At 65.1% G+C, this 13917-nt stretch carries 14 protein-coding genes; 12 read left to right on the forward strand and 2 right to left on the reverse strand.

The window, feature by feature from the left end:
• Positions 1-4 precede the first annotated feature (4 nt).
• Positions 5-1204 (forward strand): LLM class flavin-dependent oxidoreductase, encoded by a 1200-nt coding sequence (locus ACQY8M_RS06295; RefSeq protein ID WP_428669978.1) that lies wholly within the window; start codon positions 5-7, stop codon positions 1202-1204.
• Here the strand turns inward: ACQY8M_RS06295 and ACQY8M_RS06300 are convergent.
• Positions 1201-1374 (reverse strand): hypothetical protein, encoded by a 174-nt coding sequence (locus ACQY8M_RS06300; RefSeq protein ID WP_428669980.1) that lies wholly within the window; start codon positions 1372-1374, stop codon positions 1201-1203. The genes ACQY8M_RS06295 and ACQY8M_RS06300 overlap by 4 nt on opposite strands.
• Here ACQY8M_RS06300 and ACQY8M_RS06305 point away from each other — a divergent pair.
• From ACQY8M_RS06305 to ACQY8M_RS06345, 9 genes are all read left to right on the forward strand, one after another.
• On the forward strand, positions 1373-2476 hold the full coding sequence (locus ACQY8M_RS06305) for a hypothetical protein (protein ID WP_428669982.1): 1104 nt from the start codon (positions 1373-1375) through the stop codon (positions 2474-2476). The genes ACQY8M_RS06300 and ACQY8M_RS06305 overlap by 2 nt on opposite strands.
• 76 nt (positions 2477-2552) lie before the next feature.
• A complete protein-coding gene (locus ACQY8M_RS06310) occupies positions 2553-4325 on the forward strand; it encodes an AMP-binding protein (RefSeq protein WP_428669984.1) in 1773 nt (590 codons plus the stop codon).
• 91 nt (positions 4326-4416) lie between these two features.
• Positions 4417-5133: a GntR family transcriptional regulator gene (locus tag ACQY8M_RS06315; protein WP_428669986.1), complete on the forward strand. Its 717-nt coding sequence runs from the start codon at positions 4417-4419 to the stop codon at positions 5131-5133.
• A 1-nt stretch (position 5134) separates the two neighbouring features.
• Entirely contained in the window at positions 5135-6091 is a 957-nt protein-coding gene (locus tag ACQY8M_RS06320) for an ABC transporter permease (RefSeq protein ID WP_428669988.1), read from the forward strand.
• Entirely contained in the window at positions 6091-6993 is a 903-nt protein-coding gene (locus ACQY8M_RS06325) for an ABC transporter permease (RefSeq protein ID WP_428669990.1), read from the forward strand. Before ACQY8M_RS06320 ends, ACQY8M_RS06325 begins: the two co-directional genes overlap by 1 nt.
• Before the next feature lie 37 nt (positions 6994-7030).
• Positions 7031-8719 (forward strand): ABC transporter substrate-binding protein, encoded by a 1689-nt coding sequence (locus ACQY8M_RS06330; RefSeq protein WP_428669992.1) that lies wholly within the window; start codon positions 7031-7033, stop codon positions 8717-8719.
• A gap of 102 nt (positions 8720-8821) precedes the next feature.
• Positions 8822-10513: an ABC transporter substrate-binding protein gene (locus ACQY8M_RS06335; RefSeq protein ID WP_428669994.1), complete on the forward strand. Its 1692-nt coding sequence runs from the start codon at positions 8822-8824 to the stop codon at positions 10511-10513.
• 94 nt (positions 10514-10607) lie between these two features.
• Positions 10608-11588 carry an ABC transporter ATP-binding protein gene (locus tag ACQY8M_RS06340; RefSeq protein ID WP_428669996.1) on the forward strand — a complete coding sequence of 327 codons (981 nt, stop codon included), beginning with the start codon at positions 10608-10610 and terminating at the stop codon, positions 11586-11588.
• Entirely contained in the window at positions 11569-12567 is a 999-nt protein-coding gene (locus ACQY8M_RS06345) for an ABC transporter ATP-binding protein (protein ID WP_428669998.1), read from the forward strand. Before ACQY8M_RS06340 ends, ACQY8M_RS06345 begins: the two co-directional genes overlap by 20 nt.
• A gap of 266 nt (positions 12568-12833) precedes the next feature.
• Here ACQY8M_RS06345 and ACQY8M_RS06350 read toward each other — a convergent pair whose 3' ends face one another.
• Positions 12834-13085, reverse strand: coding sequence for a hypothetical protein (locus ACQY8M_RS06350; RefSeq protein ID WP_428675628.1), 252 nt, complete (start codon positions 13083-13085; stop codon positions 12834-12836).
• On the opposite strand from ACQY8M_RS06350, the gene ACQY8M_RS06355 reads away from it, so the two are divergent.
• Positions 12972-13355 (forward strand): hypothetical protein, encoded by a 384-nt coding sequence (locus ACQY8M_RS06355; RefSeq protein ID WP_428670000.1) that lies wholly within the window; start codon positions 12972-12974, stop codon positions 13353-13355. The two genes, ACQY8M_RS06350 and ACQY8M_RS06355, sit on opposite strands and share 114 nt — an antisense overlap.
• Before the next feature lie 25 nt (positions 13356-13380).
• Positions 13381-13905: an RNA polymerase sigma factor gene (locus tag ACQY8M_RS06360; RefSeq protein ID WP_428670002.1), complete on the forward strand. Its 525-nt coding sequence runs from the start codon at positions 13381-13383 to the stop codon at positions 13903-13905.
• Positions 13906-13917: the final 12 nt, after the last annotated feature.

Here is a 13917-nt window from a genome sequence, read left to right on the forward strand (position 1 = left end):
CGTCATGAAGGTCTTCGTCTTCGATCTCCTCGCCTATGGTGAGAATCTCGACCACATCAAGGAGGGCACCGAGCTGCCCTATCCGCTGTCGCAGCGCCACTTCAAGTCGGACGTCGCGGTGCGCACCTACGCCGAGCATCTCGCGGCCTGGGAGGAGATCGACAGGCTCGGTTACGATGGCGTCGGCTTCAACGAGCATCACTGCTCGCCCTACGGGCTGATGAACTCGCCCAACCTGATGGCCTCGGCTGCGGCGCAGCGCACGAAGAATCTCAAGCTGCTGATCTACGGCAACCTGCTGCCGCTGCACGAGCCGCTGCGTCTGGCCGAGGAGATCGCCATGCTCGATTGCCTCAGCAACGGGCGCGTCATCTCGGGGTTCGCGCGCGGCATTCCGCGCGAGTACCAGGTGCATAACGTGCCACTTGCCGATTCGCGGGCGCGGTTCGAGGAGGCGTACGAGATCGTCACGCGGGCCTGGACCGAGGACGTGTTCTCCTATTCGGGCAGGTTCTGGTCCTACAAGGACGTGTCGATCTGGCCGCGGCCGGTGCAGCAGCCCTATCCGCCGATCATGATCCCGATCGTCGGCAGCCACGAATCGATCGAGTTCGCCGGCCGGCACAACATCGGCATCACGCCGGGCCTGGCGGGCGGCGGCCTGCGCGACGACATCGTCCGGCACTATGCGAAGTCGCTCGCCTTGGCTGGCCATCGCATCACGCCCGATCATCTGTCGCTCGCGCTCAACGCCTATGTCGCCGATTCCAAGGCGCAGGCGGTGCGCGAGGTCGGGCCCTATCATCTCTATTTCAACAAGACGCTGTTCAGCCACGGTAGCTTCACCGAGACCGCGGCGCAGCGGAAGGCGGGCTACGTCGGCGAGCATTCGACCGACTATGTGCGGCCGGAGAACCAGCGCGCGGCGGCATTGCTGCGCGAGGATTTCCGCAACCTCACCCAGGAGCAGTTCGAGCGCCAGGCCGAGAACCTGCCCTACGGAACGCCGCAGGAAGTGGCCGAACGGATCATCGCGCAGGCCGAGCACGCCGGTGCCAACATGGTGCAGATCGGCCTCAATCGCGGGGCGATGCCGCACGACATGTTCATCCACCAGATCCGCCGCTTCGCCGCCGAGGTGCTGCCGATCCTGAAGAAGCATGAGGTCAAGCGCGTGCGCGCCGCGGAGGAGATGGCCGCCTAGAACTCATCGGCCCGCGCGCCGGCTTGTCGCAGCCGGGCCAAGCTGACCACCATCACCCGCCCATTGAGTTTTTCCTCCCGACGATTTACAGCCCAACCCAGATCGATGTCCGCGTTCTTGCGAAAGCTTTGGCCGCCGCTTCTGGCGCTCGCCATTATCGTTGTTGCCATGGTTGGGCTGCCCTTTCCCGCGGCGCTCGTTGTCACGGCACTGGTCTGCCTGGTCTCGATCGTGCGGTTGCGCCGGCCGCTCTGGCGCAACACCGCACTCGTCGCGGGCTCGATGCTGCTGGGGCTAGCGGGCATCGAATTCGCCCTCGGCATCCTCGAACCGCGCGGCGAGGAAGTCGGCGCTGTCCGGGTCCAGGATCCGAAATGGTGGTATCCATACGATCCGGTGGTCCAGTTCCGGCCGACGCCCGACATCGTCGTGAAGGCGCGCGCGACGTATCGCGATCAGCTCCTCTACGACGTCAAGTACAGGATTCTGCCGTCGGGTGATCGCGCGGTGCCGGGTTCGGTCGACAGCGGCCCCACCTATATGTTCATGGGCGATTCCTATACCTTCTCGCAAGGCGTCGAGGACGGCGAGACATTGCCTTCGCAATTCGCGCAGCAGTTGAAGCCACCGGCGCATGTCGTGAATCTCGGCGTGCCCGGATGGGGCGCCACGCACATGGTTCGAGCGGTCGAGGCCGGCCTGTTCGACAAGTATGTCGTCGGCAAGGTCGCGGCAGTCATCATCTGGGTGACGCCGCCCCATCTCGAACGGGTCACCGGAGATTCCTCCTGGCTCGACAATGCGCCACGCTACGACTACGGACCGGAGGGCAAGCTGCATCACACCGGTACCTTCAAGGAATATCGCTGGTCGCATCCGCTGGACGGCCTGGCCTATCTGGCGCGCGCCCACCTGCAGATCGTGCGGCGGTTCACCAATGCGTCGCAGGAACGTTTGCAGACCAGGCTCTATGTCGACCTCATCGAGCGGCTGCAGGAGCTGGTGCGGGAGCGTTTCGGCGCGCCGCTGATCCTGCTGAGCAACGGTCCGGAGCCCTCTCCGGCGGATCAGCCCGACCTCAATTTCCTGCCGGCATTCGACGGGCTGCGCGGTATCGGCGCACCGGTGATTTCCGTCCGCAAGATGATCGGGCCGCCAGCGACCTGGGACCGCTACTTCATTCCGCACGACGGTCATCCAACACCGCTGCTCAATCACATGGTCGCCGATGCACTGATCGAATATTTCGGCAAGACGGCACTCGCAAATTGACCTCCGCCGGCAATCCCGGCAGCTTCCGATCGACCGGACAGAAGGAGGAAGCAGGCGGGTGAGTCACGCGGCGCCCATGCGTTCGCTCAATCGGCCCAAGCCTGCGGTGTCCGTCGAACGGCGGCCCGATGGCGTGCTCGTGCTCTCGGCCAGCCGCGGGCTGCCGGACGGGCTGCCGTTGATGATCGACTGGTTGCAGCGCGCGGCCGAGCGCCGGCCGCAGGTTACCTTCCTCGCCGAGCGGCGCGGGCCGGACCGGGCCTGGCAGTGCCTCACCTACGCCGAGGCATGGGCCAGGACGGGCGCGGTCGCGTCATGGCTGATCGCAAAAGGTTTCGGACTCGATTCGCCGCCCGCGGCTATTCTGTCGGACAACAGCCTCGAGAATGCGCTGTTCCTGTTCGGCGCGATGCGGGCGGGGCTGCTGGTCGCGTCGATCTCGCCCAACTACTCGCTGTCGGGGGATTTCACCCGGCTCGACCATGCGCTCGGGCTGGTCCAGCCGGCGCTGATCTTCGCGCAGGACTCCGCTCTTTACGGCAATGCACTCGATCGAATTCAAGCCCGCATCGTTACGGTCGACGGCAAGCGCGGTCTGCCGTTCGGGGCGCTCTCGTCAGCCTCGGTCGATGCCGCGGTTGCCGAGCGGCGGATGCATATCACCGTCGATACGCCGGCCAAGATCCTGTTCACGTCGGGATCGACCGGCATGGCCAAGGGCGTGCTGAACACGCACGGCAATCTCGCCTCGGCCGCCGAGATGATCCGCATGGTCGGCGAGCCGCTCGACGATCAGAGGATCGCCCTCTCGCTCGACTGGCTGCCCTGGCATCACACCTGGGGCGGCAACGCAAACCTCAACAGCATCATCCGCGTCGCTGGTTCGATGTATATCGACGGCGGCCGGCCCCTGCCGGGCCGCTTCCAGGAGACGCTCGAAAATCTGCGCGAGCTCTCGCCGTCGGGCTTCGGAACGGTCCCGGCGGCCTATCCGATGCTGCTGGAGGCGCTCGAGCGCGACACCGACCTGCGCGCCAAGTTCTTCAAGAACATGCGCGGCCTGGGCTATGGCGGTGCGCTGCTGCCGCAGGAGAGCTTCGACCGCCTGCAGGGCGTGGCGACGGAGCAACTCGGCGAGCGCCTGCCGTTCGGCTGCGGCTGGGGCATGACCGAGACGACCAGCACCGGGCTGATGGTCTACTGGAACGTCGATCATGCCGGCCTTCTGGGCCTGCCGCAGCCCGGCATGCTGGCGAAGCTGGTGCCGGCCGGCGACCGCTACGAGCTGCGCGTGAAGGGCCCGAACATCATGCCGGGCTACTACCGCGATCCCACAGCGACGGCCGAGGCATTCGACGGGGAAGGTTTCTTCCGGACCGGCGACGCCGCGCGCTGGGTCGATGAGAGCCGGCCGGAAGCCGGCATCGCCTTTGCCGGCCGACTGTCGGAGGAATTCAAACTGTCGTCCGGCACCTGGGTGCGGGCGACGACCTTGCGCACGCAGTTGATCGACGCGCTGCGGCCTTATGTCCGCGACCTGGTGATCGCGGCTCCCGATCGACCATGGCTCGGCGCGCTGCTCTGGCTCGATGCGACGGCCTGCGCCGAAGCGGGCGGCGAGACGGTGTGGCGGCCGGCGCTGGCGCGGTTGCTCACGTCGTTCAATAGCCGGCCGGGCGGGTCGAGCACGCGCGTCAGACGGCTGCTGCCGCTCGATGAGTTGCCGCAGCCGCATGCCGGCGAGGTCACCGACAAGCGCTCGATCAACGCGCGGCGGGTGCTGGAGCGGCGCGCAGCCGATGTCGCGCGGCTCTATGCCGAACCGGCAGATCGTGACGTGATCGGTTGACGCGGTTTGTTTTTTGTTGACAATTTTTCGATCGGGTTCGCAAACTCATGCCATGTGATGCGCCGGCAAGAGCGCTCCTTGGGAGGAAAACGTGGAGCAGCAGACGGCCCCGGCCCCGATTTGCGCGCTGACGCTGCCGCAGCAGATCGCCGACCACCTCGGTCATCGGATCATGAACGGCGAGCTCGTACCGGGCAGCCGCCTGAAGGAAGAGGAATTCGCCGAGCTCTATGACGTGAGCCGGGGGCCGGTCCGCGAAGCCTTCCGCATCCTCGAGCGCCGCGGATTCGTCGAGATCGTGCCGCGTCACGGCGCCCGCGTGCGGGTGTTCGATCCGGCCGACCTTGCCGGACTGTTCAGTATCCGCGCCGTCTTGTTCGGCCTCGCCGCGCGCCAGGCTACCGAGCAGGGATCCTCCGAGCTCATCGACCTGCTCGGCAAGCAGGTCGAGCGGCTACGCCAATCGGCCGTGAAGATGGATATCAGCCCGCGCGAGCATGCCGTCATTGCGGGAGACAACCAGCACCTGATTGCGCGCTTTGCCGCCAACCGCCCGCTGCTGAAAACCCTGGAAGAGCTGACCGGCCGCGCGCTCTGGCGCATGGCCTGGAGCGACACCCCGCTCGACTTCACGACCCGTGCCCGCCGCCAGCAATCGGCCCGCTTGTGGCGCGCGCTTCTGGACGCAATGGAGACTGGTGACGCAGCCGGCGCCGAGCGCATCGCGCGGACGCTGCTGGAAGCCTCGCGTGATCACATGATCGCCGCCATGGCCTCCCATCGGAGCCTGGCGGCGGCGGCCGAGTGACATGCAGGCCTATATCGTCCGCCGCCTGCTGGCGCTGATCCCGACGCTGTTCTTCGCCAGCGTCATCGTCTTCGTCACAGTCCGGATGATCCCGGGCGACGTGATCGACCTGATGCTGAGCCAGAACGACATCGCTGCCGCCAAGATGGGCCGCGAGCAGCTCGAGAAAGCGCTGGGCTTCGACACGCCGATGTGGATCCAGTACGGCAAGTGGGTCGGCAACATCCTGCTGCATGGCGATTTCGGCAAGTCGCTGTGGCAAAACACGCCGGTCGGCGAATATCTGACGGCGCGGCTGCCGATCACCTTCGAGCTCGGGCTGATGGCGCTGATCGTGGGCCTTCTGGTCGCCATCCCCATCGGCGTCTATTCGGCCGTGCGCCAGGATACGCCGGGCGACTACGTGGCGCGCTCCTTCTCGATCCTGATGCTGGCGGTGCCGTCCTTCTGGCTCGGGACCATGGTGATGGTCTTCCCGTCGATCTGGTGGGGCTGGTCGCCGGAGATGAAGTTCGTGCCGTTCAGCACGGATCCGATCCAGAATCTCAGCCAGATGATCATCCCGGCGATCATCCTCGGCTGCTCGCTGTCGGCGATCACGATGCGCCTCACCCGCACCATGATGCTCGAGGTGCTGCGCCAGGACTATATCCGCACTGCCTGGGCGAAGGGACTGGGCGAGAAGCTGGTCGTGTCGCGCCATGCGCTGCGCAACGCGCTGATCCCGGTCGTGACCCTGATCGGCCTGCAGGCGCCCTTGCTGATCGGCGGCGCCGTGATCATGGAGCAGATCTTCGTCATTCCAGGCATGGGCTTGCTGCTGCTCGACGCGGTCAGCCAGCGCGACTATCCGGTGATCACCGGCGTGTTTCTGATCGTCGGCGTGGCGGTCATGTGCATCAACCTGATCGTGGATCTCAGCTACGGCCTGCTCGATCCCAAGGTGAGGTATCGCTGATGGCGACCATCGCCGATCCCGCCGTCACCACGAGCGCACCGCGCCGGCCAAAGAGCTCGCTGCTGCACTTCGTCTTCCGCCTGTTCCGCGAGAAGCCGCTCGGCGCGGCGGGCGCCGTGGTCTTCGTCCTGTTCCTGTTCTGCGGCATCTTCGCAGACGTGCTGGCGCCCTACGGCATGAACCAGATTGCCCCGCTCAAGCGGCTGCGGCCACCGTCGCTGGACTTCCCCTTCGGCACCGACAATCTCGGCCGTGACATGCTTTCGCGCTGCCTTTACGGCGCGCAGCTTTCGGTGATCATCGGCTTCACCGCCGCAGGAATCGCCACCATAGTCTCGACCCTGATCGGCATCGTCTCGGGCTATCTCGGCGGTCGCTTCGACCTGATCCTGCAGCGCTTCGTCGACGCCTGGATGAGCTTCCCCAGCCTGATCGTGCTGATCGTCGTCGTCTCGGTCGTCGGGCCGGGCATGCCGCAGATCATCGTGACCCTCGGGCTGCTGTTCGGCATCGGCGGCTCGCGCATCATCCGCAGCGCCGTGGTCTCGGTGCGCGAGAACATGTACGTCCACGCGGCGCAATCGACCGGCGCCTCGACCTTTCGCGTGCTGTGGCGCCACATCCTGCCCAACGTCCTGCCGCCGGTGATCGTGCTGTTCACGACCAATGTCGGCGGCGTGATCCTGGCCGAGTCCGGCCTCGCCTTCCTCGGGCTCGGCGTCCCGCCGCCGGCGCCCACCTGGGGCGGGCTGCTGTCGGGCAGCGGGCGCACCTACATGCTGCAAGGCCCGTGGCTCGCTCTGGCGCCCGGCCTCTGCCTCACCATCGTGGTCTATGCCACCAACATGTTCGGCGACGCGCTGCGCGATCTGCTCGATCCGCGGATGCGTGGCTCGCGCTGAGACAAAAAATGAAAATGAAAAACCAACGGAGGAAACCATGTCGATCAGGAAGTGGAGCGCCGGCCTTCTAGCCGGTGCCGCGAGTCTGGCGCTGATCACCAGCGCAGGTGCGCAGCAGAAGCCGCAATATGGCGGCACGCTCGAGATTGCGACCATGTTTTATACGCTGTCGGCCCTGTCGTGGGATCCCTACGACTGGAACTGGAAGCTGAACCACGACACCAGCCCGTTCTACGAGCAGCTGATCTCCGGCGACCTCGACAAGAGCGTCAAGAAGGGCGGCAAGTACAAGTTCATCATCGACGCCTTCCTGCCGGCCGACGCCCAGCGCGGCGAGCTGGCCGAGAGCTGGAAGGAGGACGGCAACACCGTCACCTTCACCCTGCGCAAGGGCGTGATGTTCCCGGACAAGCCCGGAGTCATGAAGGAGCGCGAGTTCGTCGCCGACGACGTGGTCTATGCCTACAATCGTGTGCGCTCCAGCCCGAAATACATCGGCACCTATTACGATTTCGTCGACAAGGTCGAGGCCAAGGACAAGTACACGGTCGTCTACACCTTCAAAGAGTTCAACGCCGAGTGGGACTACCGGCTGGCGTGGGGCTTCTACACCACGATCACGCCCAAGGAAGTGGTTGAGGCCGGCGCCGGCAACTGGAAGAACGTGAACGGCACCGGCCCGTTCATGCTGACCGACTTCGTGCAGGGCAATTCCAACACCTATTCGAAGAACCCGGTCTACTGGGACAAGGAGAAGCTCGACGGCGTCGACTACAAGTTGCCGTTCGTGGACAAGCTGATCTATCGCACCATCAAGGACGAGATGACGACGCATGTCGCGCTCCGCACGGCCAAGATCGACATCCTGGAATCGATCAACGCGCGCTACGTGCCCGAGCTGAAGAAGAGCGCACCCGACCTCAAATGGAACAAGTGGCTGTCGGTGCTGGGATCGTTCATGGCGATGCGCGAGGACCAGAAGCCGTTCGACGACGTCCGCGTGCGGCGCGCCATGAACATGGCGATCAACAAGCAGGAGATCGTCTCGGCGCATTACGGCGGCGAGGCCGAGCTCTACGCCTATCCGATGCATCCGGAGTGGACGGGCTATTTCGATCCGCTCGACAAGCTGCCGGCCGAGGCGCGTGAGCTGTTTGAGTACAATCCCGCCAAGGCCAAGAAGCTGCTCGCCGAGGCCGGGTATCCGAAGGGCTTCACCTTCACCATGGAGTATTGCGCCTGCTCGCCCGATCAGAGCGAGCTCGCCCCGTTGCTTGTCGCCTATCTAGAGCAGGTCGGCGTCAAGGCCGAGCTGAAGCCGATGGAATACTCGGCCTTCCTCTCGGCGATGACGACCAAGAAGCATGCGGCCGGGTACCTGATGCAATCGAGCCATACCAACCCGACGACATCGATACGCAAGAATTTCGTCAGCGGCCAGACCTGGAACCCGGCTATGCACAAGGACGCCGAGTTCGATGCCAAGATGGACGAGGCCTATCGCACGCGCGACGAGACCAAGCGGCAGGAGATCATCCGCGACCTGACGGCGCGGATCGTGACCGCTGCGCCGTACATCTGGCTGCCGACGCCGTACGTCTATTCGGCGTGGTGGCCGTGGGTGAAGAACTACAGCGGCGAGCTCAGCGTCGGCTCGATCCGTCCGGGCCCGATCTACGCGCGAATCTGGATCGACCAGGAGATGAAGAAAAAGATGGGGCGGTAGTCGGTTTGTATGCCGGGCCCTTCCTCTTTCCCTAGCGGGGGAGAGGAGGAAGACGAAGAGAAGAAGTGCGACGAAAAGAGTAACAGGGGCAGGGAGTCCGTTATGCGTATCCTGAAATCGGCCTTGCTGGGCGCCGCTCTGGCGCTCACTGCGACAGCTGTGTCGGCCGAAGCGCCGGAGAAGCCGAAGTACGGCGGCTCGCTGGAGATCGGCACGGTCTATGTGACCCTGTCGGCGCTGTCGTTCGATCCGGCCGACTGGAACTGGAAGCTGAACCATGACACCGGCCTGTTCTACGAGCAGCTCTTCGCCGCCGACCTGAGCAAGAGCAAGCAGCATGGCGGCAAGCATCCGTTCTATGCCGACGCCTGGCTGCCGTCCGACGCGATCCGCGGAGAGCTGGTCGAGAGCTGGAAGTGGGAGGAGAATCCGCTCCGCGTTACGATGAAGGTGCGCCCCGGCGTAATGTTCCCCGAAAAGCCCGGCGTCATGAAGAAGCGCGAGCTTACGGCCGAGGACATCGTCTTTGCCTACGCACGTCTCAGCACCAGCCCGAAGAAGATCGCCGGCTATTTCGATCACGTCGAGAAGGTCGAGGCGACGGACAAGAGCACCGTCGTGTTCACCTTCAAGTACTTCAATGCCGAATGGGATTACCGCTTCGGATGGGGCTATTACTCGACGATCACGCCCAAGGAGGTCGCCGACGCCGGCGCCACCAACTGGAAGAACGTGAACGGCACCGGCCCCTACATGCTCACCGACTTCGTGCAGGGCAGCTCGAACACCTACACTCGGAATCCGGACTACTGGGATAAGGAGACGATCGGCGGCACCGAATACAAGCTGCCGTTTATCGACAAGATCACCTACCGCACCATCAAGGATGAGGCGACGTTCCTGACGGCGCTGCGCACCGCCAAGCTCGACCTGCTGGAGAACATCCGCTGGAGCGCCGCCGACGATCTCAAGAAGAGCACGCCGCAACTCAAATGGTCGCGCTGGCTCAACATGTCCGGCACCTTCCTGTCGATGCGGGTCGACACCAAGCCGTTTGACGACATCCGCGTGCGCCGCGCGCTAAACATGGCGGTGAACAAGAAGGAGATCGTGCAGGCCTATTACGGCGGCAATGCCGAGCTCTTCGCCTATCCGCAGCATCCGGACTATCTCGGCTATTTCGAGCCCCTCGACGCGATGCCGGCCTCGATCAAGGAACTGTTCGAGTACAATCCCGACAAGGCGAAGAAGCTGCTCGCCGAGGCGGGCTATCCCAAGGGCTTCAGCTTCAAGGTCCAGGTCTGCTCCTGCAACCCCGACCACATGGACATGCTCCCGCTGGTCGCGGCCTACCTCGAGCAGGTCGGCGTCAAGGTCGAGATCCAGCCGATGGAGTACGCCGCCTTCCTGTCGGCGATGACGACCAAGACAGTCGCGCCGGGCTACTTCATGAACAACGGCCATACCAATCCGACGACGACGATCCGCAAGAGCTTCGTCACCAAGGAAGTATGGAACCCCTCGCAGTATTCCGACCCGGCGCTCGATAAGAAGGTCGCCGACATGTACCAGGAGCGCGACGAGGGCAAGCGCCAGGCGATGATCAAGGAGATGACGCGCGAGATCCTCGATAAGGCACCCTACATCTGGCTGCCGACGCCCTACATCTATACGGCGTGGTGGCCGTGGGTGAAGGGCTACAACGGCGAGCTGCGCGCCGGCGCGGTGCGCCCCGGTCCGATCTACGCCCGCATGTGGATCGACGAAGAGCTCAAGAAGAAGATGGGACGATGAGCATCATGTCATTGTCCTCCGGACCGCGAGCTTCCAGATCGCTCATGAATCCGAGCGAGCAGGATGCTCGCGGTCCGGATGAGCATGAGGTCCAATGACTCCGCTCCTCAGCGTCCGCAACCTCTCGACCCGCTTCCGCACGGACCGCGGCACGGTGCGGGCGGTCGACAATGTCTCGTTCGACGTCGCTCCCGGCGAAACCCTGGCGATCGTGGGCGAGTCCGGCTCGGGCAAGAGCGTGACCGCTCTCTCGATCCTGCGCCTGATCCCCGATCCGCCCGGCAAGATCGAAGCGGGCGAGATCCTGTTCGACGGCAAGGACCTGCTGAAGCTCGACGACGCCGGCATCCGGGCGATCCGCGGCGACCGCATCGCCATGATCTTCCAGGAGCCGATGAGCTCGCTCAATCCGGCGCTTACCGTCGGCCTGCAGGTCGGCGAGCCGATAAACCTGCATCGCAAGACGGTGTGGGCGAAAGCGCTCGACAAAGCGGCCGAGCTGCTCGGCAAGGTGCGCATTCCCGACGGGCGGAGCCGTCTCGGTTCCTACCCGCACCAGTATTCCGGCGGCATGCGCCAGAGGGTCATGATCGCCATGGCGCTGGCCTGCCAGCCCAAGCTGATCATCGCCGACGAGCCGACCACGGCGCTCGACGTGACGGTGCAGGCGCAGATCCTCGCGCTGCTCAAGGAGCTCACGCGCGAGACCAATTCGGCGATGATCCTGATCACCCACGATCTCGGCGTCGTGGCGCGCTACGCCGATCGGGTCGCCGTCATGTATGGCGGCCGCATCGTCGAGACCGCGCCGGCGCGCCAGCTCTACAAGACCCCGCGCCATCCCTACACGCGTGGCCTGATGGCCTCGGTGCCGCGGCTCGACGGCGACACCGAACGGCCGCTGATCCCGATCGAAGGCCAGCCGCCCGATCTCGCCAGCCTGCCGCCGGGCTGCCCCTTCGCGCCGCGCTGCAAGGATGCCACCGAGCGCTGCCGTATCGAACGTCCGCCGCTGTTCGAGAGCGGCCCCAACCATTTCTCGGCTTGCTTTTATCATGAACGCCTCGCGGCCTGATCCCGTCCTCACCGTCCGGGACCTCAAGGTCCATTTCCCGGTCACGACCGGCATCATCGCCAAGAAGGTGGTCGGCACGGTGAAAGCCGTCGATGGCGTGAGCTTCTCCGTGCGGCGCGGCGAGACGCTCGGGCTGGTCGGCGAATCGGGTTGCGGCAAGTCGACGACCGGCTTGGCCGTGCTGCGCATGCTCGACATCACCTCGGGCAAGGTCGAGTTCGAGGGCGAGGACATCTCGGGCTACGACCGCGCGCGCATGCGGCCGATCCGCGCCAAGATGCAGATGGTCTACCAGGACCCCTACGGCTCGCTGAACCCGCGCATGAAGGTGGCCGATATCGTCGGCGAGCCGCTGGTCGTGCATGGGCTGGCGTCGGACAGGGACAAGTACCGCGCCCGGGTCGCCGCGCTGCTCAAGATGGTCGGCCTGCTGCCCGACATGGCCGAGCGCTATCCGCACGAATTCTCCGGCGGCCAGCGCCAGCGCATCGGCATCGCCCGCGCGCTTGCCCTGGAGCCGACATTGCTGATCTGCGACGAGCCGGTCTCGGCGCTCGATGTCTCGATCCAGGCGCAGGTCGTGAACCTGTTCATGGAGCTGCAGGAGCGGCTCGGCCTCACCTACATCTTCATCGCCCACGACCTCAGCGTGGTGCGCCACATCAGCGACCGCATTGCCGTGATGTATCTCGGCCGCATCGTCGAGATCGCCACGCGCGACCAGCTCTACAAGGACCCCCTGCACCCCTACACGCAGGCGCTGCTCGCGGCCGTGCCGATCGCCGATCCGGAGATCGAGGCCCAGCGCGGCCAGCAGATCATCATCGGCGAAATCCCGAGCGCGCTCCGCCCGCCCCCAGGCTGCCGCTTCCACACCCGCTGCCCGAAGGCGATGGAGGTCTGCAAGTCGGTCGACCCGGCGATGAAGGAGATGGCCGACGGCCGCGCGGTGGCCTGCCACCTGCACGCCGCTGCCTGACGGCCACTGCGGCCTTCCGCGTGCCACGCTCCAGGCAGGGGAAGTGGCCTGCGGCCGTGTTGACCGTGATCGCGATGTGTCGAAACAAGTCGGAGCGTTGGACCGGAAAGGACGATCATGGCTGGCCGATTCGCCTCTGGAAACGCTGCTGGAGACGTTGCACATGCGGAGCGACGACCAGGCAAGGCGATGAGCGAACGTCGCAGTGCTTGGCGCGAGGAGGTCGCAGCGCTGCCGACAGAAGAACGCGCCGCGCGCATGAAGGACTATGTCAGCGACAAGCTGGTCGCTCTCGATCGTGACAGGCGCTCTTCTGCTACCAGCTCTGTCGCGCATCCGAGGCCCGCCGCATCGTCGAGATCGGCGCGTCGTATGGTGTCTCGACGCTCTATCTCGCCGCCGCCGTGCGCGACGCGATCGCGCTGTCGGGCGGAAACGGTGTGGTGATCGGTACCGAGTACGAAGCCGGCAAGGCCACGGCAGCCCAGGCGAACGTCGCCCAGGCCGGCCTCGAGCAATTCATCGATCTCCGGGAAGGCGACCTGCGCGAAACCCTGCTGGATCGAGATGGCTCGGCCAGCGCTCGAGCTGCTCACGCCCCACCTGCGACGCGGCGCCGTCGTCATCTGCGACAACACCAGTGCCTATTCCGAGGCCTACGCCGATTACTTCGCGTTCCTGAACGATCCGGCGAATGGCTTCCGCATGATGACCCTGCCCTTCGACCGCGGTCTCGAATGCTCCGTCTGTCTGCGCTGAACTCCAAGTCTCGGTGTAGTTGCAAATAAGTCGCGGTCGCGTTAACCTTCCCTTATGAGCGTTCCGCGCGACCGAGCGCTTCTCGCCCTCTTCGCGGCGCATCGCCGGACCCTGACCTCGTATGCGAACGGCATTGTCGGCGATCGAGGCCATGCCGAGGACATCGTCCAGGAGGCGTGGCTGCGCTTCGACGGCGCCGCGGCCGGCGGCACCGTCGACCATCCGGTCGGCTATCTCTACCGCATCGTCCGTAACCTTGCGCTGGACGGCCAGCGCAAGCTGCTGCGGGAACGTCGCTATCTCAGCCAGGGCGTCGATCGTAACGCCGAGGAGGTCGCCGAGGACCGGCCGTCGCCGGAGATCGAGGTGGCGGGGCGCGATGAGATCCGCGCCATGCGCTCCATCATGGACGAGCTCCCGGAGAAGATGCGCATCGCCCTCGAGATGCACCGGCTCGGCGACTGTACGGTCAAGGACATCGCCGACTATCTCGGCATCTCGATCGGCTCGGCCCATGCGCTCGTGGTCAAGGGGCTCGAGCATTGCCGCGCGGCCCTGCGCCGCCAGTCTCTGGGGTAGGAGACCCATATC

Origin of the sequence: Reyranella sp., from assembly GCF_965279465.1 — a bacterium.
GTDB lineage: Bacteria > Pseudomonadota > Alphaproteobacteria > Reyranellales > Reyranellaceae > Reyranella.